Source organism: Bacillus multifaciens, from assembly GCF_030756675.1.
Classification (GTDB): Bacteria; Bacillota; Bacilli; order Bacillales; family Bacillaceae_G; genus Bacillus_A; species Bacillus_A multifaciens.
On the sequence record NZ_JAVBXD010000016.1, the window covers coordinates 17,999 to 38,502 of the forward strand.

A 20,504-nucleotide genomic window follows, 5' to 3' on the forward strand; every position below is an offset into this window, starting at 1 on the left:
ATTGGAAAGAATTCTTGCAATCTTCATTTGAGCAAATCGCTTTCATGCGATAGAATAGATATGTTACATTGAAAGAAGCGAACACGGTAAACTATTTCATATTGTGCGGAGTTGATGAACATGACAAAACAAACAGAATACAAGCGCAAGCCCGAATGGTTAAAAATTAAATTAAATACAAATGAAAACTATACAGGCTTAAAGAAAATGATGCGTTCTAAGAACCTTCATACCGTTTGTGAAGAGGCGAAATGTCCGAATATTCACGAATGCTGGGCTGTTCGTAAAACAGCAACATTTATGATTCTAGGTGCAGTTTGTACACGTGCATGTCGCTTCTGTGCTGTTAAAACAGGCTTACCAACAGAGCTTGATTTACAAGAGCCGGAACGCGTAGCGGATTCCGTGTATCAAATGAACTTAAAACATGTTGTTATAACAGCGGTTGCACGTGATGATTTGAAAGACGGAGGAGCGGCAGTTTTTGCGGAAACAGTGCGTGCTGTTCGTCGCAAAAGTCCATTTACGTCTATTGAAGTTTTACCATCTGATATGGGTGGGGTAGAAGAAAATTTAAAAATGTTAATGGATGCACGTCCTGATATTTTAAACCATAACATTGAAACAGTGCGTCGATTATCTGACCGAGTTCGCGCAAGAGCAAAATATGATCGTTCATTAGAATTTTTACGTCGTGCAAAAGAAATGCAGCCAGACATTCCGACAAAATCAAGTATCATGCTTGGGCTTGGTGAAACAACAGAAGATATTATCGAAGCAATGGATGACCTGCGTGCAAACAACGTTAACATTTTAACGCTTGGTCAATATTTACAGCCGTCTAAAAAGCATTTACCGGTTATTAAATATTACACACCAGCAGAATTTGCAGAGCTAAAAGAAATTGCACTTAGCAAAGGCTTTAGTCACTGTGAGGCTGGTCCACTTGTGCGTTCTTCTTACCATGCGGATGAGCAAGTACAATCTGCAAAAGAGAATACAGTAGCAGCAAAATAATGAGGAGATCCTTCTTAGTAACTTAGCTAAGAGGGATTTTTTTTCGAGAAAGGGAGAATTTTATGAAAGGATTTGTTTTATTAGCATTTGCAATTGTGAGTGAAGTTTTTGGAACAACGATGCTGAAGCTATCAGAGGGCTTTACGAAAGTATGGCCAAGTATTGGGGTTGTTCTTGGTTTTGCATCTGCCTTTTATTTTTTGTCACAAACATTGCAGTATCTTCAAATTAGCACTGCTTATGCGATTTGGTCCGGAGTTGGTACGGCGTTAACGGCAGTAATTGGTGTTCTTATTTGGAAAGATGCTTTTACATGGCAAACATTCGTTGGTTTAGTGCTTATTATTGGCGGAGTCGTTGTATTAAATATGTCGGGTTCCGGTGCACATGGATGAAACGAGAGCTGAAATTTTCAGCTCTTATTTCATTCGTATTCTAATACGGTGTTTCCACATGTGCATAAAATTTTTCGCAATTCTTCTGTGGATAAAGAAATTGTAAATTCAGGGACCCCAGGTGAAATTAATATTTTTTCGTAATGATAAATAGAAGAATCCACAATAATCGTTACATCTTGTGTATAACCAAACGGAGCAACGCATCCTGGAATGCATCCTGTCATCTCTCTTAGTTCATCAGGTGAACAAAGAGATACACGCGTACCGATGATGTCTTTCATTTGCGTTATATCAAAGCGAGATCCTTCTAACGTAAAAAAGACATAGTAATCCCCAGATTTTGTTTTCATAAACAGGCTTTTACTTGGTTCACCTTCTAAGCCAAGACGCTCTCGAATGAGCCGATCTGTTTCATAATCTAAAATAGGTTCATGTTCAAATTTCTCATATAAAACATTCGTTTTATGTAGTAATGAGATGACTTCTTCATACATTGGAATGCAAACTCCTTTCGCTTCACTTTTTAAATGTTTTCCACAACTTTTCGAATTTCTTTTTGTTTATAATTTCATGTGTAAGAAATTGCCCATTATAAAAAGTGCTATATGTTGTAAAAGCACACGGCGCAGTTTGAGCAGCTTCCCGGTTTGAAATTTTATTACGCTGAATGGCAATATTGTATTCTTGTTCAATTTCTTTCAGTTCTTGCTGGACATAATAATCGGTAAACGGGCATTGATCTGTGTAATACACAACCAATCCTTCTTGCGTCTCAATATGCATTTCCTTTGCGCTCGTATGAAACTGCGGGATAGGTGCTAGAGAATTAAGCTTATACACAAGTAATTCAAAGTAAGGTGGTGCTGTATCACAAACTTCGAATCCTTTTTTCTTTAAATAATTCCCATCAGATAAATACGGGCGTTTCTTTTTGCTTGAAATCACGACAACACCGTGTTTACCACTGTTTTTTGCATCTTGTATACATTCTTCTAACAATGCCGCGCCGTGCCCTTGTCCTTTAAAGCGTCCAGACACCCAAAAACAGTTTATACACAAATACCCTGGAGCTATAATGGGTACCCAGGCGTATTCAGCTGGAAGGTATTCAATGAATACTTTTCCATTTACATCTAACTTTTTGAAGACAAGTCCTTCTTCAATTCGTTTTTGCAACCATGCTTTCTTTTGCAGGACTCCGCGTGCCATTCTCTTGTCAGATATAGCGCAGCAAATATGTTCTGTTTCTAAATTATCAGCAGTTACGTGGATTTGTTTCACAATGTATCCCTCCACAATCTGTGGATAGTTGCTGCATCCTGTTCAATCGTAATTTCGTATACGTCTGGATTGCTTAAGCTTTTCCATGTGGAAAAACGGATGCTTGCGTCAAAAATCTTTAAAATGAGTGTGAATAAGTTACCGTGTGTAACGAGCAGTGTTACTTTTTGTGTATCATCTTGTAATATGCTGTGGATAAGTGATTGAACTCTCTCTGTCGCTTGGCGCGTAGATTCTCCGCCAGGAAAAGCGACATCTATGTCTGTAAAAGTTTGTTCTAACATTTGTAGCCAATTACTCATTGGGACGCCGCTTAGTACACGCTCAGTTAACCGCTCATCCTCCTGAATCGGGAGCTGCATATGTGACGCATAAGGTGTAATGGATTGAACGGCACGAGTAAAGGGACTAGAGATAATATTTTGGATAGGAAGCTGTTCTGTGATGAGAAAACTGGTAAGATCGTTTGATTGTTGCTCACCTATTGCTGTAAGCGGAGCGTGATATTCTTGTCCAGTTGCTGAGCAATGGCGGACAACAATTAACTTTTTCATAATGTATCCCTCTCTTTTCTGACAGGCAGTAATCTGATATAGGCGAACCTGTACATACTTCGACAAATAGAGTGAAAAATCCTCTATTTTTTCTAATTATTGGGAAGTTTAGGGCTTACAAAAGAAAAAGCTAAGCCGGCTCGGCTTAGCTTGTATGTTCTAATGTGAATTTCGTTTTGATGTTACGAATAATCATGTAAGCACCGATACCAAACAGTATCATAAGTCCCTCGATTACGAATAAATTGATTTGCCCGCGTTGGTAGAGTGCTGCGAAAAAATCAGTAAACGCATGAAGGAATACTGCTAATCCTACAAACATGTACTTTTTATGTTTTACCCCGTATAAGACAAGCATTGTAAGAGCGATTTGCATAATAAAAGCAACAATTCGTTCTACGCCGCCAAATAAATAGAGGTAAGGTGGATTATGTACTAATGCGTCTTGGACGTTGCTAAGCTGTGGAACTTTTTCAATCATTTGGGCGAAGGTGCCGTTATTAATCGCAAAAGCGAATACAAGGGTTTGGGCTCCAGTAGTTGCTCCGATTAATAATGATTCAATCCCCCCGTGACCAATTCCGTAAGCGAGACCGTCTTTATATTCCTGATATTTTTTAAGGAGAAAGTAAAAGGCAATAAAACGGCCCAGTTCTTCAAAAATGCCAGCTGTTAATCCACCATATAGGGCGTAGAGAAACGAATTTTTCAACAGTGAAGCTGTCGCTGGATTTCCTAATATAAATACATGTAATGTCTTCTCTAAAATTTGTGAGAATCCAATAAAAAATACAATTCCGACACCGACAATTTTGAAAGAGATTCTATACTTTTTTCGAAAATAAATGAGAGCAATAATCGGAATAAGAACAGAAATCGCGATTTGGACAATTATACTTCCAATTGCTGCATTTGAAACCATAAATTTCACCACTTTCTAATATATATATTCTATATTATGCCTGAAAAACGGTGAAATGTTTAGGAAATAACCTGAGATTATCTTCCCAGGTTATTTGATTCGGCAATACTTTACTTCAGGGTATTAGGCATTGTATCCGTTTGTGTATTATTTAAGTGCGGGTTTTTGCTCATCTCATGTTTAAGCATATCAATTGTTTGGGCATATTCTTTATCGTTTAATGTGCCTGATTTTAGTCCTTGAATTTGTGATATTAATTTTTGTTCTGTTGATACATATGCTTTGTAATAGCGGGGAACGATAGACAGTGCTGTTTTTTGGACTTGATCAGCAACTAAAGCTGGGTCTGTTGTATTTGCGCGGTAGACAATAAACACTTCGTCATCTGTTACAAGTGTTGCAGCGTTCATCACATCTGGTAGTTTCACGGTTAAATCTGTAATCATTTCTGCTAATCGTTCTTTATTAATGCTACCAACTTGGCGATTGGACACTTCATCTTTTTGTTTGTGAGAATAGCCAACCCTTGTTAACACTCTGTTTGGGACGTCTTTCCCGTATAAATCTTTATGTTCTGACACGAGTACACGGCTTCCTTCTTCACGTTTCATTTCAGCTTTCTTTGTTTGGCATCCAGCAAAGATGGAAAGAGTGAGAAGGGATAAGAGCAGTTGTTTTTTCATGATGATTTTCTCCTTATTTGATGTAAGTACGATTCGTTTAACTAGTCTTTTGGAGAAGAGCGTTCCAAAAGGAAGTTTCACTCTACCCCGCTCTAACGGGCAGTAATAGTTAGAGAAAGCAAAGAAGAGTTAACTGCCCATAAGAGCCCGATTGGTTCAACTAACCTTTTGGAGAAGAGCGTTCCAAAAGGAAGTTTCACTCTACCCCGCTCTAACGGGCAGTAATAGTTAGAGAAAGCAAAGAAGAGTTAACTGCCCATAAGAGCCCGATTGGTTCAACTAACCTTTTGGAGAAGAGCGCTCCAAAAGGAAGTTTCACTCTATAGCATTTCCCACTGAGAAGGTTTTTTGTATTTGAAATTGTTGGTTTTGAGGCTTTATGATACGATAAAAAGAAGAAAGAACAGGAAAGGGATTGGAAAATGGAGCAGAAGCAGGAGATTCGCACTACAGTTCATGTGAATAATATCCAGTATGAAGTAATCAAAGAGAACCGAAACGGATTTAATGAAGAAGCATTTAAAGCTCGCTATGCAGAAATTTTAAATAAATATGATTATATTGTGGGCGATTGGGGTTATGATCAGCTTCGTTTACGCGGCTTTTTTGATGATAGTAACCAGCGCGCAACGTATGACACAAAAATTAGTACGTTATCAGAGTATTTATATGAGTATTGTAATTTTGGGTGTTCGTACTTTGTACTGAGAAAAGTGAAGAAATAGCAAGAAGGAGCTGGCTTTTAAAAGTCAGCTCCTTCTTCTTTTTTGATGTGATTCAGTTTTATGAGCGTGTCGAACGTTGTCGGAGGGTCTTTATTTCATGTCGAAGCGCCGATATATCACAAATATCGCCGATAAACTGACCATTTCCGCCGATATTTGTGATGAGAAGCGGTTGATATATTACATATATATAGAAATACAATCACCAACTGTAAGTTTGGCATTTGGTTTAATCTGTTGTCCGTTTAAGTGAATAGATCCTTGTTTAATTTTTTCTGTAATTACTGTACGGCTCCATTCTGAAATATAGGTTGCGAGTGCTTTGTCGATGCGAAAGAATCCATGCACGGATTCTAATAGGATAGTTAGTTCTATTGTTCCTGTATTTTTATAGGACATAATTGAAATATTGTTTAGCGATTCTTGGTGTTCTTCTTGAAACGTGTCGACTGTTTCAACATGTTCAGAATATGTTTTATAAATGTGTAACTTCTTATTCCATGTATGTCCTTTTTCGCATTTATAAATCGCAAAACGATAAATGTTTTTACCGTTTGCGTTATGTCTGCGAATGTGTGTATCCGTAAAAATAGCTGTGTGTCCGCAATTTTTACAATGTTTTTCTACAGTTGTTTCTAATTCTGTTTTATATAAATTCCAAGAAAGTTGTACGTTCTGCATTTTCCTTCACCTCGTATTTAGATAAAGGAACGTGAGACATCTATTTGGATGTCTTGCGGTATGAAATATAGAAAAAAGAGAAAAATAAAAGAAGGTTCCCCTATGAGGAACCTTCGTAACAATCATACTGCAGATGTGCTACGTTCCTTTGCAATGGGAATTGGGCAGACTACTCCCTTGCAAAAAGCGTTGTGCTTTTTTGAGAGTAATGCTATCCAGTTGCTGATCCATTACAAAGTAAATGTTGGCATACGTAGTGTAACATCCTTTCTATCCAAATAGATTTGTCGTTAGTATATCACATTAAACTGAAAATTCAAAACAAACTAAGTGAAAAATTACCAGCTCTATTATAAGCTGGTAATTTGGATTACATCAGTTCAAATAAAAATGAGCGTAATTCTTCTGCATTTTCTTCAGAAATCGAAAATGCATGTTCTAAGTAGCCAGGTTCTTCTAAATCGTCACGACCGATAATTGCAAATTTATTGCGCTGCATATCAAGGACGATTGTTTTGCCATAATGACGATCGGAGTACAAAAGTGCTAAATCCTGGCGTTCGTTTTCTCCCATAAAGCTTACGAAACGCGTTTTTGTTTCTACTGTGTCATCGTAAAGAAAAAAACGTTCTTCCATGAATATGACTCCTTTTTAAATATCTAAATTTAAGTGTGGTTTATGATCTAAATGGTGGTGCGTTTTAATAAAGCGCACTGTTCTTGTTTTATAGCGCATAACGATTGAATATGTTTCGGCTAAATCGCCGCCAAGGAATTTCACACCGTCTAATAACTCGCCAGCAGATACACCTGTTGCTGAGAAGATTGCATCATCGCCGGATACTAAATCATCTAGCATAAGCAGTTGACGCGGATTTTCTAAGCCCATTGCAAGGCAGCGTGCTTCTTCTTCTTCGTTCATTGGAACGAGACGCGCTTGCATCTCTCCGCCAAGGCATTTCAGTGCAGCAGCAGAGATAACGCCTTCTGGGGCACCACCAGTACCGATAAATAAGTCGATTCCCGTGCCTGGAAGAGCTGTTGCGATAGAGGCTCCAACATCACCGTCACCGAATAATTTTACGCGTGCACCTTTTGCGCGAACACGGTCAATAATTTCTTGATGACGTTCACGCTCTTGGATAATAATTGTTAAGTCGCGAATTTTTTTATTGTTTGCTTCTGCTACAATTTCAATTGTTTTTTCGATTGGATCATCTAAGCTAATTTTACCAGCTGCATTTGGACCAACCGCGATTTTTTCCATGTACATATCTGGAGCGTGTAGAAGGTTTCCTTTATCAGCGACAGCGATAACAGCCATCGCGTTTGCAAGACCTTTTGCTACAATATTTGTTCCTTCTAATGGGTCAACGGCGATGTCTACTTCTGGACCGTTTCCTGTTCCAAGCTTTTCTCCAATGTAAAGCATTGGTGCTTCATCAAGTTCCCCTTCGCCAATCACAACAGTACCTGCCATGTTAACAGAGTCAAACATTGTACGCATTGCAGTTGTTGCAGCGTCATCTGCCTCATTTTTCTTTCCACGGCCCATCCATTGTGCTGATGCAAGGGCTGCTGCTTCTGTTACACGGACAATTTCTAATGCGAGTTCACGTTCCATTGTGACATTCCTCCAATTTCGAAAATCATACAAATATAACTATAACAAAGAACGAGAAAAAGGTGAATTCGAAAAATTGTCGATTTTTTTTGAATAAAAGGGTACAATTGGTGATGAAAATGCTTTAATTACCAGGTAGGTGACATATATGTACTTTGTAGATCGGAAAAAAATTGAACAAATGTTACAGTGTTTAGAGAAAGTTGTTGCAGCATTTCAAACAAAGCAAGAATATAAGGGAGCGCTTGATGAATATGCGTTAGAGCGTATGGCGCATCTCATGATCGATTGTATTTTAGATGTAGGAAATGCCATGATTGATGGATTTATTATGCGCGATCCAGGCAGCTATGAAGATATTATTGATATTTTAGTGGATGAAAAAGTTGTTACAAATGAAGAAGGAGAACGTTTAAAAGAAGTTGTTCGTCTTCGTAAAATGATTGTACAAGAGTATGTAAATATGAATCACGCAGACGTGTATAATACAGTGCAAAAGCATATTGATATGGTGAAACAATATCCTGCTAATATTCGTCGTTATTTGGAACAAGAACTTGGACCGGTATCTGCGTTTGCAGGAGATTAGATTATGTTGGTTCTAATGGGCCTTGATGTACACGGTCCATTAGAACTTTAGGAAAGGAAAGAAGGTTGAGAAATGGGGGAAGCGATGCGTTCCACAAAAGAGGAAATTCTTCAACTTTTAAAAGTAAGAGGAGAACAAACTGTTGCGGCATTAGCAGAAGTATTGCAAATTACAGAGATGGCTGTGCGCCGTCATTTAAATAATCTCGAAAAAGATGGGCTTATTGAAATGAACTTGGTTCGGCAACATGTCGGGAGACCGATGTATGTGTATTGCTTAAGCACAAAAGGAGAAGACTTGTTTCCGAAGCAATATAAGCAATTTGCAGTTGAGATGTTAGAAGACTTACAGCATATTGGCGATGCGAGGCTCGTTGAGAAGATTTTGCGGGCAAGAACGAATCGTATGGAACAACAATTAGCAAAACGTGTGAATCGAAAGGAAACAACATTAGAGCGCTTACAAGAAATTGCGATAATGCAAGAAAAAAACGGATATATGGTGCATGTAGAACAAGAAACTGAAAGTTCTTTCATCCTACAAAAGCAAAATTGCCCGTTAATAGAGGTAGCTGCAAAGTTTCCGCAAATTTGTCATGATGAAAAAAGCATGTATAATAAGCTATTGCCAAATGCTGATGTGAAAGTATTATCAAGTATGTGCGATGGAGACTGCTTCTGTTCGTATCAAATAAAAGAAAAAAAATGAACATTACGAGACGCTTTTGGAAAAAGCGTTTTTTTCTTTTTGAAAAAAGGATACGATAAGAAGAGAGTAAGTATCAAAAAGGAGTGACACCTGTGTATAAAGGCTATTTAATTGATTTAGACGGAACAATGTACCGAGGCGAAGAACGCATTGAAGAGGCGAGTGATTTTATAAAGGCGCTACAAGAGCGGAACTTACCTTATTTATTTGTGACGAACAACTCGACGCGTAAACCGGAGCAAGTTGCAGACAAGCTGCTTCAGTTTGATATTCCAGCTACACCAGAGCAAGTATTTACGACAAGCATGGCCACGGCAAATTTTATATATGAAAGAAAACAAAATGCTTCTGTATATATGATTGGAGAAGAAGGTTTACGTGATGCACTTGTGGAAAAAGGCTTCACACTTGTGGATAGTAATCCTGATTTTGTTGTTGTTGGGCTAGATCGAGAAGTTACATATGAAAAATTAGCAAAAGCATGCTTAGCCGTTCGAAACGGGGCAACATTTATTTCCACAAACGGTGATATTGCCATTCCGACAGAACGCGGCTTATTACCAGGAAACGGTTCCTTAACATCCGTTGTAACAGTATCCACAACAGTAAATCCAATTTTCATCGGTAAACCAGAATCCATTATTATGGAACAAGCATTAAAAGTACTCGGAACAACGAAAGAAGAGACATTAATGGTTGGGGATAACTACGACACCGACATTTTAGCAGGCATGAATGCGGGCATGGATACACTACTTGTCCACACAGGGGTCACATCTGTGGAGAAGTTAACAGAATATGACGTGCAGCCAACGCATGTTGTCCACAGTTTGACGGAGTGGATTGAGAAGATGTAAGAAGAGATAGGCAATCGTAAATGATTGCCTATTTTTTATGATAAATGCGGTCGAATTGTGTGAGATTTTATTTCTTTCTTGCAGAACAGGTGAATAGTATAATATGGAAAATGTAGTAAGGAGGCGTATTTATGAAGTGCACAAACATGATGAGGGTACAAATTCGAGGGGAAAACGTATCATTTACCCTATAAACTGCGTGGCTCCCCTTTAAAATGGGGGTATCATCCTGGTGGAAAAAGATTTACCGAATTATATGTTTACTGATGTGAAGAAAGCTTTTCTATGGCTTGGCTTTCTTGCATTCTTCAGTGTATTGAATGAAATGGTATTTAATGTAGTTTTACCTGATATCGCGAAGGACCTTGGTATAGCGCCGTCTTTGGCTAACTGGGTAAATACAAGTTTTATGATTTCATTTGCGATTGGGTCAATCACGTACGGAACAATCAGTGATCAGTATGGTGTGAAGAAATTACTTCTCTTTGGTCTGCTAGCTTATAGCGGCGGATCACTTTTAGGCGTGTTGGCACATTCTCATTTCTTTGTTGTAATTGCTGCACGGTTTATTCAAGGTGTTGGGGCATCAGCAGTGCCGGCGCTTATTATGGTAATCGTTGCACGCTACGTGAAATCAGAAGATCGCGGGAAAGCATTTGGCATAATCGGCTCGTTGGTAGCGATGGGGGAAGTTATAGGCCCAGCTCTTGGCGGAACGATTGTTCATTATGTACAGTGGCCCGTTCTTTTCCTGATTCCGATGCTGACACTTTTCACGATCCCTTTTTTTCTAAAAGAACTTCCGAATGAATCCGTAAAGGGGAAGAAGATAGATACTTGGGGGATAGCGTTACTGTCCTGTGGAATTGTTATATTCACTATAAATATAACGCAATATAATTGGTTGTATTTGGCGATTAGTTTTGCGTTATTTGCAGGTTTCACTTTGCATATACACAAAGTGGAACAGCCCTTTATAGAACCAAGATTATTGACGAACCGAAAGTTTATATGGGGCGTTCTAACTGGCGGTATTCTTCTAGGTACTGTGGCAGGTTGTATAACAATGATTCCTTATATGATGAGGGATGTACACCAACTGTCTGCAAGTATGATTGGATGGGTTATATTCCCGGGAACGATGAGTGTCGTGCTATTTGGTCTTATTGGTGGCAGCTTAGTTGATAAACGAGGAACGACATTTGTTCTATGGCTGGGCTCGTCTTTCATTCTTGCAAGCTTTTTTATCATTTCATTATTTGCAGATCAAACACCATGGCTAGTTTCGGCTATGCTAATCGTAATGTTTGGCGGACTCTCTTTCGTTAAAACAGTAATTTCCACGAGTGTTGCGGCTGCTTTGGGGCCAAAGGAAGTCGGGGCGGGTATGGGGTTTCTCAGCTTCGCCTGCTTCTTAGCAGAAGGACTAGGGATGGCTATTGTTGGTGGGTTATTAACAAAACATATACTAGAATATCCGTTACTTTCCACTATACAAAATACGAAAGCGTACTTGTATAGTAATTTACTACTCGTTTTTATTGTTGCCGTATTAACTGGGATAACTATCTATACAGTAGCTTATAGTCGGAGAAGAAATGAATTGTAATTGATGTTTAGAAGCCGAACAAGGTGTTTGGCTTCTTTTATTTTTAAGGGTTTGTATGGATGACTATAAGAGAAATATGCAAAATTACATTTTTGATACGAAAATAATTAGTTAAGATAGAAGTATGGAAGAGAAGGAGGTTTAGAAATGAAACCAGTATTAATGGTTATCCTTATTTTCATGACAAGTGCTTTCGCAGTGCTACTATGGAAAATATATAAGATAAATAGCATGAAAAAGAAAATTGGAAAACGGATTGCAATGTATCGCCGGGCAAAACAATGTTTCTCTATGCTATTTTGTCCTATTTATTTTATTGGACAACTTGTTTTAACGTGTGTTAAATATTCGAATGGTGAGATTGATAGTTTTGAAAAGTTTTTATTAAAGGTGGGGGTTTATGCTGTAGCAATTTGCTTTACGAGCCTTTTAACGGTTCAATTGTTAAGGGACATCGAGGTTTATGAAGCAGGAGTTGTGGATGGAATAAATTATTATCCTTATCAAGAAGTAAAAGGTTATAAAACATTCGTACCGGGACAATTTCCGCAAGAGAATATCTTTTTGGATCGTGGTATAGAAAAGTGGAATAACAATGTGAATTTATTGATTCGAAATGAAGATATAAAAGAGTTAGAAGAAGTCCTGCAAAGATATATTCCTAAGATGATTGGAAACTAAAAAATCCACCTCACAAGGTGGATTTTTCAAGGTATTGTTTTCTCATCTCAATATCCACAGAAGAAACGCTCGTATAGAACGCGCACCTCGTGTCCTTTTTCTTGTAGTCGTCCTTGTAGTGCTTCTAAAATCGCATGGTTAAAACTTTGTGGATTCGGGTGTGCATAAACGATTAAATGTTTCATTATAGTTCCTCCTATATGTGGATATGTGAGTAGTATGTTCCAAATCAATCAAAAACATCTTTTGTAACTACCGCAGTTACTTACTAGGAGATAGCAAAGAAGATGCTTTGTGTAACAGGAATTCTTTTCGTGTAGGCGAATAGGTATAAGGAAAGCGAGGAGAGCATACAAATGAACATTCATAACCTTACATTAGAAGAAGCGGAAGAAATCAATACATGGCAATATGAGGCCCCGTATGACCTGTATAGTTTTACTGGGGAAGCTGAAACGTTAAAAGAATTGCTCGATGGTACATATTACGGCATTTGTGATGAGCAGGATACATTCATCGGTTATTTTTGTTTTGGGGATAACGCACAGGTGCCAGGCGGAAGAGATGCGAAGTTATACACAGGTGAGCGCGCCATAGATATCGGACTTGGGATGAAACCGGCGTTAACCGGAAAAGGATTGGGGATATCTTTTTTACAAGCGGGATTGCAGTTTGCGAAGGAAGAGTTTAAGCCAGAGACAATTCGGTTAAGTGTTGCGGCTTTTAATGAGCGGGCTATTGCTCTATATATGAAAGCAGGTTTTCAAAAGAGAGTGTCTTTTATGAGCAGAGGTAGGGAATTTGTGCTTATGGAGTATGATGTGTTGAAATGCGAAAAAAAATAAGAGAAACCAGCTCTTTATTTCTAAAGAAGCTGGTTTTCTTGTTGGTGTATTATTCAGCATGTGCAGCTCTATGCGCCAAACGACTTGAGGCAGCAGCAGCAATCGCTCCAACGATATCGTCAAGGAATGTATGAACTTTACCTGTAGATTTATCGTTTAAATATTTTAAAATACCTGGTTTCAATTTATCGATATAGCCAAAGTTTGTGAAGCCGATTGAGCCGTATACGTTGACGATAGATAAGGCGACAACTTCGTCTACTCCGTATAATCCTTCATCGCGGTGGATGATGTCTTGAAGAGGTGCACTTAGCAAACCTTTTTCAGCAAGAACATCTAATTCAATTCCTGTAATGAGGGCATTTTGTACTTCACGTTTGGATAAGACGCGTTCTACGTTATAACGACATTCTTCCATTGCTAAATTTGGATGGTAATTTTTTTGAAGAAAATAAACGAGTTCTGCAATATCGTCAATTTTTACACCGCGTTCTTGTAGTAATTGTAATGCTCTTTCTTGTAGTTCATTTCGTTGTGTCATGTTTATCACCTTTTTTTCTTTTTAATATTGTATACGTATAGGTGTATGATGTGCATAGGCATGAAAGTTAATTACCGGCTCATATATATATAGAAAAAATGTAGGTGGCGAGTACGATGATTCAACATATTTATGAGAACTATCATATACACGTCAAAGAATTTACACCTCTTGGTCCTTATAAAAGCTTTTGGGTTCGTAATAAAATTTATGTGCTTCTTGCTACGGGTCATTTGCAAGAAGAAGAGCTTGTTGAAATGAAGAAATTAAGTGATTATATGAATCAGCAAGGTGATATTACCGTTGCGACGTTTGTGCCCAACGTACAAGGTTATTACGTTAGTGAGCTAGAAAAAGCAAATTATTGTTTGTTAAAAGGAATACGTACGTTAGAGCGTAATGTTATTTCATTAGGAAGTGAGCTATCGTTATTTCATAAACGCGGTGCATTCTTTTCAGAAGAAATTGAACATCTTAGCCGAATTGGTGAATGGAAGGCGCTTTGGGAAAAACGATTAGATCAGCTCGAACGTTTTTGGCAATCCAAAATGGTGAGTCACCCTACTGATATGTTTGAACAATTATTTATTGAGTCATTTCCGTACCACTTAGGTCTTGCCGAAAATGCAATTCAATATGTAGTAGATACAGAAATTGATGATACTCCTCAAGTTGCTGATGCTGCAACCATTTGTCAGGAACGATTTACACCCTTGCTTTGGCAGGAGACAAAGCGATTAAAGCTGCCGGTTGATTGGGTGTATGACCATCCAAGTCGCGACTTAGCCGAATGGGTACGTTATACTTCTTTTGAAAAAAAAGAGAACTGGGAAGAAACGATTGTCCAGTTCTTAAGCGACTACGAACGGAACTATCCATTATCTTCGTTTGGCTGGCGGTTATTGTTTGCCCGTCTTCTCTTTCCGCTTCATTATTTTGAAACAGTTGAAGGATATTATTTAGCGGGAAGTGAAGCGCAAAAATATGTATATCAAGATAAATTAGAAACCATTTTGCAGCGCGTAGATCAGTCGGAACAATTTCTTCAGCAGTTTTATGACCTCATCGGTCTACCTATTGATAAGTTAGGAATTCGTAAGCTTGATTGGCTAACGTAATATGTAGTTTAGAAAAAAGAGACCGTAGTGGGTCTCTTCTTCTAGTTTATCTAGCTTCAGCGGCTAGAACAGTCGGTGGCTTCGCGTCTTCCGCCGAGGCAAAAAGCGCCTCTATGTCAGAAGCTCCATCCCCCTCACATTCTGAGCGAGCCGCTTCCGCTTTTAGATTAAAATACTTGTTCTACTTCAATTACTCCAGGTACTTCTTCTAAAAGAGCACGCTCGATACCTGCTTTTAATGTGATTGTAGAACTTGGGCAGCTGCCGCAAGCACCTAGAAGGCGTAATTTAACGATACCGTCTTCGATATCTACTAATTCTACGTCACCGCCATCGCGAAGTAAGAATGGACGTAATTTATCTAATACTTCTACTACTTGTTCGTGTAAGTTTTCGTTTTCCATTTTTATCGACTCCTTTCATCAGTTTTATTATAATCAAGATACAGGGGAAAATCTATTTTTAATATCTTTCTTATGTTGTCAAATTAGTTTATGGAAGATTCTTTCTTATATGTGACAATAAGATGTAGAAAGAAATGAATGTGCAAATGGGGGAGAGAATATGATAAAAGTTAGTGTTTACGGGGCGAAGGTTGTATGTGCAAGCTGCGTTGGAATGCCATCTTCAACGGAAACGTATGAATGGCTGCAAGCAGCGATTGGACGAAAATATGAAGGACAAGAAAATAAATTCCATTTTGAATATGTGGATATTCATGCGGAGCAAGCAGAGGAAGAAAAACGCGCTTTTGCTGAGCGTGTTATTGAAGAAGACTTATTTTATCCTGTTGTTCTCGTGAATCATGAGATTGTTGGAGAAGGTAATCCGCGCTTAAAGGATGTATACGAAGAAATTGATAAATATTTATAACATAACTTATCACTCACAAAGCTCTTGCAACGTAGACTATGAATCGCAGGGGCTTTTTCTGTGCTTAGGAGGATGAATAGGATGAAAAAAGGGTTTGTAATAGGGATTATCGGGCTTTTTCTAGTCAGTAGTATTGCTTATATGAAAGGGGATGCAGCAGCGGTTTACTCGTTAGCAAGTTGGCTGAACATCTTTTTCTTAGCTAGTGCAGCATTTCTTTGTATAGATGGCTTCATTTTAGGAGCAAGAGGGACATTTGCTTCGGCAAAGCCAACGCGAAAAGAATCTCGCTTTCAATCTGCGAAAACGAATGCATTTGCGGCAATTCCGAATGTGGCAGTAGCGTTAGGAGTATACTTATGGATATCGTAACAAAGCATTTTATACCAGAAGAAGTGAAGTTCTTCTTAGATCAATACGTGAATGAACTACAGGAAGTAATTTCGAATGAAAAGTTAGTTGGAGTGTATGTATATGGTTCATTGGCATTAGCTGCGTTTCATCCAGAATCGAGTGATATTGACTTCGTAACGGTTACGAAAGAAGCGGTCAGTGAAGCAGAGAAGGTGAAAATCTGTGAATTACATAAGAGGCTCTGTACACATGACCTCGGTAAACGGATGGACGGGATGTATGTTCCGCTTGCCCATGTAGGAAAGCAAAATCATGAGATGTCACCATACTTGTATTGTTCAGAGGGAAAAATAAATGAAGGACATTGGGACATTAATTCTGTGACGTGGTGGACGATAAAAAATTGCGGTATTACGGTTTTGGGTCAAACAGCAGACGAGCTTCCATATGTAGTGACGTGGGATGATGTTGTCAGCACAATGAAATACAATGTAGAACAATATTGGAGTGAGAAAGTAAAGCGTCCATATTTATTTTTATCCACAGAATGGGTAGAGTTTGCTGTTGTGACAATGGGACGTATTATGTGCACGCTAGAGATGGAACGGATTGTTTCGAAAGATGAAGGGCTGCAATATATGATGAACAGTTGTAAAGAATGGGAACCACTTCTGCAAGAGGTGTACTGGATTCGTCAAAAAGAAGGATTAAAATCGTCTTTATCAAGATGGAGACGCGCTCAGATGACGAAGCAGTATTTGTTGTTTAGCGTCAAACAATGTAGGGGGAAATGGAATGAAGTAAAAAGTTATATGCCGTGAAAAGAATGATAATTTTAAAGTAACTACTCAGTTACTTTATGAAAAACCGACAGAAAAGCATTTTTTTAAATGGGTGAGAGGGACTGGCGATGCATAGGAGCGGTCAGTGCCTTTTCCTGCTACGTGCAAGGTTTGAAAACAAAAGTAGACAATAAGTGCAGGCTCCTGCCCGGTTTGCATGACAGCAGTCTATATGCCAAAAAATGAATTTATAAGTAATAGAGAGGCACATCTTAACTAGAATCATACACTTTTCTAAAAGGTATAGGTGAGTAGTTATATTTTAATTTTATATGAGCGGGTGGGGGGTATCTTTTCTTTAAGAATCTAGAAAAAGCTCAATTGATTAGGTGATTCCATCAGTAGAGGGGATTCTCTTTCTACTGATGGAAGATGCACTTTATGCTAAGTTAGCGGTTTCGTTTAGATGTTCTGCTGCTTCTGTCACACCAGAAGTAGCCGTACCTATTTCCTTAATAGCTACTACTAAATCATCCATTTGATTTTTAGCAAGGTTAATTTTTTGAACATTCTCGCAAATGGATTCGGAAATTTTTGTAAATGATTCGTGGGCTTGAGAAGACGTTTCATTTCCTATAAGGACTGTTTTATTGACTTGTTTCAGCGTCTCTATTACATGCTGCGTATACTCATTGGAGGAATGGATTAAATTTTGAATTTTTCCAACTGAATTCTTTGTTTCTTCTGCAAGCTTTCTAACTTCCTCTGACACTATCGAAAATCCTTTACCGTGTTCCCCGGCTCTTGCTGCTTCAATAGCTGAGTTCAAAGCTAATAAATTGGTCTGATCTGCAATGTTTTGTACGATTTTTACAACGGTGGTAATTTGAGAGGAAGCTTCAGATAACTTTGTCACAGAATGATTCATATTTTCAATATTTGTGGAAATGCCTTGTATATTTTGTACTAGGTCATTAATTTTCTGTTGCCCCTCTTTTGTAAACGCTTGAGCCATTGTAGAGTCTTCATTACTCCTAATCACCATTTGATTTACTGTATTGCTATTTTCAATTAATCTTTCTACAGATATGTTTGTCTCTTCAGCAAGAGAAACTAATTCTAAGCTTGTTTTTAAAATTTTCCCTTTTATTTCAGTTTTGGCATTTTCATATTGTCCATTTCTTTGTTTTAGATTTTCATCTTCATATGCTTCTAAAACAATTTGTTGCTCCAAACTTAATATTTTAGTGATGGCTGTTATAAAAGTTGTTACTTCTTCTTTTGCACTTATTGTATTTGAGATTATATTGATGAGTGAATTTTGTAAGTTTTGAAAGGCCCCCATATACCAGGCTGGCTTTAGACCAATGTGATAGTGGACTTTTGCGACTCTAAGCCGCTTTTCTAGGAAGTGATTATCGATTTTTCCATTAAACAGTTCAACTAAATGGACCTTTAATGTGTTTCTCAATTTGTCTACACTGCTATGTTTTTGAGTAATCTCTTTCAATTCATTTATTTCTAGAATACTATTGTAAAAATCATCGACAAGCCTTTCTATATTTTGTTCGATAAGGGGCTGAATACATTTTATCATTTGTAAATCGGATTTGTTTAAACGGATCATTTGGACTTTTGATAAAATATCAGGATTATTCACATTGATTTCTATGTGCAATCGTTCAGCTTGTTTAAGCCATGACCTTGTTTCTTTTTCAGAGCGCCAAAATATAGTCATAAGATGTACCTCCTAAGGTAATTTTTTTTGTAAAGATCTATAGGTGAGTAGTTTTAAGTTATCTATATATATCCAAGTTAAAAAAACTCTTTCTTTTTAGGGAGGACAAGAGCATCTGGCTATGCCTAGAAGTGGTCAAGGCCTTTTCCTGCCACATGCGAGGTTTTAAAACACAGGGAGCAAGCGAGTACAAGTCATATTGTATTCTGCATAGCTACGATTTATATGTGGAAAAATTAAAATGGATTTATATAAGTTCCTTAATTTAGATGAGTTATCTTTTTTATTCTATATAGTTATATATACTAATTCAATAATATTTTTCTGTATATTGTTGAATAGAATTGCTGTTTCATTAAGTATGCATTGATGATAGGAGGAATGTAATTTCAATGTTTTTAGGTAAGGAGCGCATTTCTTCGAGGAACGTGAAGGATAGGAATAATGATTCTTATTCATTATAGAAAAAACAAGAGCCACATAGGGCCCTTGTCTTCGTTAACCATTATGATGTTTATACATCCAAAGAATGCCCGATTTTAAAAGGCGAGGTACACGGCCCATTAATGGCTGATTTGCCAGTAAACCAAAGCCATGTTTTTTACCAAGAGAGCCGAGAACACCTTTTAGTTTAATAACAGGTAGCTCTTCTGGTAATGCTTCATTGTTCCAACGTTTTAATAATATTTGGACAATTTGTTCACCTTGACCTTCTGCAAGCTGTGCAGATGGTGCATGTGGCAATGCAGCGCAGTCACCTAGCACATATACATTCTCGTAATCTGGAATATTATGATATTTTGTTAATACAACCCGCCCGCTATTATCATGCTCGACAGGGAGATTACGAACGACTTCACTCGCTTGAATGCCAGCTGTCCATACAATTGCGTCACATTCAAGTGGTTCATCGTGGTTATACACAATGTTTGGTTCTACTTTTGTAATGTTCGAGTTGCGAACAATTGTAACATTATGTTTCAAAAACCACTCTTCTACGTATCTACTTAATTTCTCTGGGAATGGGAAAAGAATGCGATCTTTTCGGTCAAATAAATAAATGTTTAAGTCTGGACGACTTTCGCGAAGCTCACTTGCTACTTCAACGCCGCTTAGTCCAGCTCCTACAACAGCAACTGTTGCGTGTGGTTCTAAACCATTTAGTTGTTGATATGTTTGACGAACTTGCTCAATGGATTGAAGGCTATATGTATTTTCCTTCGCTCCTGGAACGTTGTGGTAGTTATCTTCACAACCAAGTCCGATAATTAAGTCATCATAATTGACAACTTCGCTGCCCTCAAGATGAACAGCTTTGTTTTCTAGATCAACATTGGTTATTGTGCCATATTGAATATTTAGTCGTGGATGCTCTGGAAATGGAATGCGAATATGCGTTTCAGAAATCGTTCCTGCTACTAATGCGTAGTATTCTGTTTTAAAACAGTGATACGGTACTTTGTCGATTAATGTTACTTGAACATCATCTGGAAGTTGGTTGCTCGGAAGAAGACGTTGTAAAACTCTCATTCCACCGTAGCCGCCACCAAGTATTACGAGGTGCTTCATGATGGATTACCCCTTTTCTGTTGAAATATCCCCTAATCATAGAAATTTTTATATTACAAAAATATTTTGACTTTACTCATTCAAATTATATCGAATTTAGAAGCAAATAACAATGCGTGAATGCATACTCTGTTGTACAATAGTAAGAAAGTGAAAGCGATGTTATGGACCATTCTATATAAATACTAAGTAGAAAAACGACATAAACCCTTTTCTTTTTAGGTGGGCGAGAGCGTCTGGCCATGCGTAGAAGCGGTCAGGGCCTTTTTCTGCCACAGATAATGTTAAAACAAAGAGAGAAAGAAAGTAGCAGGTTACTTTTTGTTCAGCATGGCGGCGACTTGTGTGTTAGAAA

25 protein-coding genes and 3 pseudogenes are annotated in these 20,504 nt (G+C 38.0%); 14 read left to right on the forward strand and 14 right to left on the reverse strand.

The features are described from left to right. The first annotated feature begins 120 nt into the window (after nucleotides 1-120). Both lipA and Q9306_RS12045 read left to right on the forward strand, forming a co-directional pair. Nucleotides 121-1,017: a lipoyl synthase gene (lipA, locus tag Q9306_RS12040; RefSeq protein ID WP_306198652.1), complete on the forward strand. Its 897-nt coding sequence runs from the start codon at nucleotides 121-123 to the stop codon at nucleotides 1,015-1,017. Nucleotides 1,018-1,079: 62 nt separating this feature from the next. Then, nucleotides 1,080-1,412, forward strand: coding sequence for a DMT family transporter (locus tag Q9306_RS12045; protein ID WP_306198654.1), 333 nt, complete (start codon nucleotides 1,080-1,082; stop codon nucleotides 1,410-1,412). Nucleotides 1,413-1,441: 29 nt separating this feature from the next. On the opposite strand, the gene Q9306_RS12050 is transcribed toward Q9306_RS12045, so the two are convergent. From Q9306_RS12050 to Q9306_RS12070, 5 genes are all read right to left on the reverse strand, one after another. Then, on the reverse strand, nucleotides 1,442-1,909 hold the full coding sequence (locus Q9306_RS12050) for a YbaK/EbsC family protein (RefSeq protein WP_306198656.1): 468 nt from the start codon (nucleotides 1,907-1,909) through the stop codon (nucleotides 1,442-1,444). Nucleotides 1,910-1,931: 22 nt separating this feature from the next. Next, nucleotides 1,932-2,624 (reverse strand): GNAT family N-acetyltransferase, encoded by a 693-nt coding sequence (locus Q9306_RS12055; protein WP_306198820.1) that lies wholly within the window; start codon nucleotides 2,622-2,624, stop codon nucleotides 1,932-1,934. Nucleotides 2,625-2,692: 68 nt separating this feature from the next. Continuing rightward, nucleotides 2,693-3,250, reverse strand: coding sequence for a histidine phosphatase family protein (locus Q9306_RS12060; protein ID WP_306198658.1), 558 nt, complete (start codon nucleotides 3,248-3,250; stop codon nucleotides 2,693-2,695). Nucleotides 3,251-3,395: 145 nt separating this feature from the next. After that, entirely contained in the window at nucleotides 3,396-4,172 is a 777-nt protein-coding gene (locus Q9306_RS12065; protein ID WP_306198662.1) for a YhfC family intramembrane metalloprotease, read from the reverse strand. A 110-nt stretch (nucleotides 4,173-4,282) separates the two neighbouring features. Continuing rightward, the gene (locus Q9306_RS12070; RefSeq protein WP_306198665.1) at nucleotides 4,283-4,855 is read right to left on the reverse strand and encodes a YhcN/YlaJ family sporulation lipoprotein; all 573 of its coding nucleotides are present in this window, start codon (nucleotides 4,853-4,855) and stop codon (nucleotides 4,283-4,285) included. 422 nt (nucleotides 4,856-5,277) lie between these two features. Here Q9306_RS12070 and Q9306_RS12075 point away from each other — a divergent pair, with 422 nt between their 5' ends. Then, nucleotides 5,278-5,580: a YutD family protein gene (locus Q9306_RS12075; RefSeq protein WP_306198666.1), complete on the forward strand. Its 303-nt coding sequence runs from the start codon at nucleotides 5,278-5,280 to the stop codon at nucleotides 5,578-5,580. A 180-nt stretch (nucleotides 5,581-5,760) separates the two neighbouring features. On the opposite strand, the gene Q9306_RS12080 is transcribed toward Q9306_RS12075, so the two are convergent. The 3 genes from Q9306_RS12080 to glpX all read right to left on the reverse strand — a co-directional run bounded on the left by Q9306_RS12080 (nucleotide 5,761) and on the right by glpX (nucleotide 7,885). Next, complete coding sequence (locus Q9306_RS12080; RefSeq protein ID WP_306198669.1) at nucleotides 5,761-6,261, reverse strand: Hsp15 family protein; 501 nt, start codon at nucleotides 6,259-6,261, stop codon at nucleotides 5,761-5,763. 370 nt (nucleotides 6,262-6,631) lie between these two features. Next, nucleotides 6,632-6,898 (reverse strand): DUF3055 domain-containing protein, encoded by a 267-nt coding sequence (locus Q9306_RS12085; RefSeq protein ID WP_306198672.1) that lies wholly within the window; start codon nucleotides 6,896-6,898, stop codon nucleotides 6,632-6,634. 15 nt (nucleotides 6,899-6,913) lie between these two features. Next, nucleotides 6,914-7,885 (reverse strand): class II fructose-bisphosphatase, encoded by a 972-nt coding sequence (gene glpX / locus Q9306_RS12090; RefSeq protein WP_306198675.1) that lies wholly within the window; start codon nucleotides 7,883-7,885, stop codon nucleotides 6,914-6,916. A 148-nt stretch (nucleotides 7,886-8,033) separates the two neighbouring features. Here glpX and hepT point away from each other — a divergent pair, with 148 nt between their 5' ends. The 6 genes from hepT to Q9306_RS12115 all read left to right on the forward strand — a co-directional run bounded on the left by hepT (nucleotide 8,034) and on the right by Q9306_RS12115 (nucleotide 12,329). Beyond that, on the forward strand, nucleotides 8,034-8,474 hold the full coding sequence (hepT, locus tag Q9306_RS12095) for a type VII toxin-antitoxin system HepT family RNase toxin (protein WP_306198678.1): 441 nt from the start codon (nucleotides 8,034-8,036) through the stop codon (nucleotides 8,472-8,474). Between the two features lie 72 nt (nucleotides 8,475-8,546). Continuing rightward, nucleotides 8,547-9,182, forward strand: a complete 636-nt coding sequence (locus tag Q9306_RS12100; RefSeq protein WP_306198680.1) for a helix-turn-helix transcriptional regulator — start codon at nucleotides 8,547-8,549, stop codon at nucleotides 9,180-9,182. A 92-nt stretch (nucleotides 9,183-9,274) separates the two neighbouring features. Then, entirely contained in the window at nucleotides 9,275-10,039 is a 765-nt protein-coding gene (locus Q9306_RS12105; protein WP_306198682.1) for a TIGR01457 family HAD-type hydrolase, read from the forward strand. Nucleotides 10,040-10,170: 131 nt separating this feature from the next. Next, complete coding sequence (locus Q9306_RS24630; protein WP_154713460.1) at nucleotides 10,171-10,233, forward strand: tetracycline resistance efflux system leader peptide; 63 nt, start codon at nucleotides 10,171-10,173, stop codon at nucleotides 10,231-10,233. A 62-nt stretch (nucleotides 10,234-10,295) separates the two neighbouring features. After that, nucleotides 10,296-11,648 (forward strand): MFS transporter, encoded by a 1,353-nt coding sequence (locus tag Q9306_RS12110; RefSeq protein ID WP_306198823.1) that lies wholly within the window; start codon nucleotides 10,296-10,298, stop codon nucleotides 11,646-11,648. Between the two features lie 147 nt (nucleotides 11,649-11,795). Beyond that, the gene (locus Q9306_RS12115; RefSeq protein ID WP_306198683.1) at nucleotides 11,796-12,329 is read left to right on the forward strand and encodes an iron ABC transporter substrate-binding protein; all 534 of its coding nucleotides are present in this window, start codon (nucleotides 11,796-11,798) and stop codon (nucleotides 12,327-12,329) included. Between the two features lie 59 nt (nucleotides 12,330-12,388). Here the strand turns inward: Q9306_RS12115 and Q9306_RS12120 are convergent. Continuing rightward, a pseudogene (locus Q9306_RS12120) lies at nucleotides 12,389-12,514 on the reverse strand (NAD(P)H-dependent oxidoreductase); the annotation flags it as partial. A gap of 171 nt (nucleotides 12,515-12,685) precedes the next feature. Between Q9306_RS12120 and Q9306_RS12125 the strand changes: the two are divergent. Then, nucleotides 12,686-13,174 carry a GNAT family N-acetyltransferase gene (locus Q9306_RS12125; protein ID WP_306198685.1) on the forward strand — a complete coding sequence of 163 codons (489 nt, stop codon included), beginning with the start codon at nucleotides 12,686-12,688 and terminating at the stop codon, nucleotides 13,172-13,174. A gap of 49 nt (nucleotides 13,175-13,223) precedes the next feature. Here the strand turns inward: Q9306_RS12125 and Q9306_RS12130 are convergent, their stop codons facing one another. After that, nucleotides 13,224-13,715, reverse strand: a complete 492-nt coding sequence (locus tag Q9306_RS12130; RefSeq protein WP_306198688.1) for a phosphatidylglycerophosphatase A family protein — start codon at nucleotides 13,713-13,715, stop codon at nucleotides 13,224-13,226. A gap of 116 nt (nucleotides 13,716-13,831) precedes the next feature. Here Q9306_RS12130 and yutH point away from each other — a divergent pair, with 116 nt between their 5' ends. Then, a complete protein-coding gene (yutH, locus tag Q9306_RS12135) occupies nucleotides 13,832-14,833 on the forward strand; it encodes a spore coat putative kinase YutH (protein ID WP_306198690.1) in 1,002 nt (333 codons plus the stop codon). Nucleotides 14,834-15,000: 167 nt separating this feature from the next. Here the strand turns inward: yutH and Q9306_RS12140 are convergent. Then, nucleotides 15,001-15,219 (reverse strand): annotated as a pseudogene (locus Q9306_RS12140) (NifU family protein); the annotation flags it as partial. 178 nt (nucleotides 15,220-15,397) lie between these two features. Between Q9306_RS12140 and Q9306_RS12145 the strand changes: the two are divergent. The 3 genes from Q9306_RS12145 (at nucleotide 15,398) to Q9306_RS12155 (ending at nucleotide 16,881) form a co-directional block, all read left to right on the forward strand. After that, nucleotides 15,398-15,706 carry a YuzD family protein gene (locus Q9306_RS12145; protein WP_306198693.1) on the forward strand — a complete coding sequence of 103 codons (309 nt, stop codon included), beginning with the start codon at nucleotides 15,398-15,400 and terminating at the stop codon, nucleotides 15,704-15,706. A gap of 81 nt (nucleotides 15,707-15,787) precedes the next feature. Continuing rightward, entirely contained in the window at nucleotides 15,788-16,078 is a 291-nt protein-coding gene (locus Q9306_RS12150) for a hypothetical protein (protein ID WP_306198695.1), read from the forward strand. Further along, a complete protein-coding gene (locus Q9306_RS12155) occupies nucleotides 16,066-16,881 on the forward strand; it encodes a nucleotidyltransferase domain-containing protein (protein WP_306198697.1) in 816 nt (271 codons plus the stop codon). Before Q9306_RS12150 ends, Q9306_RS12155 begins: the two co-directional genes overlap by 13 nt. A 400-nt stretch (nucleotides 16,882-17,281) precedes the next feature. Here the strand turns inward: Q9306_RS12155 and Q9306_RS24635 are convergent, their stop codons facing one another. The 3 genes and pseudogenes from Q9306_RS24635 to Q9306_RS12165 form a co-directional block, all read right to left on the reverse strand. Further along, nucleotides 17,282-17,887, reverse strand: coding sequence for a methyl-accepting chemotaxis protein (locus tag Q9306_RS24635; protein ID WP_371932380.1), 606 nt, complete (start codon nucleotides 17,885-17,887; stop codon nucleotides 17,282-17,284). Nucleotides 17,888-18,046: 159 nt separating this feature from the next. Next, nucleotides 18,047-18,580: pseudogene (locus Q9306_RS24640) on the reverse strand (protoglobin domain-containing protein); the annotation flags it as partial. A gap of 498 nt (nucleotides 18,581-19,078) precedes the next feature. Continuing rightward, nucleotides 19,079-20,149 (reverse strand): NAD(P)/FAD-dependent oxidoreductase, encoded by a 1,071-nt coding sequence (locus Q9306_RS12165; RefSeq protein WP_306198703.1) that lies wholly within the window; start codon nucleotides 20,147-20,149, stop codon nucleotides 19,079-19,081. Nucleotides 20,150-20,504: the final 355 nt, after the last annotated feature.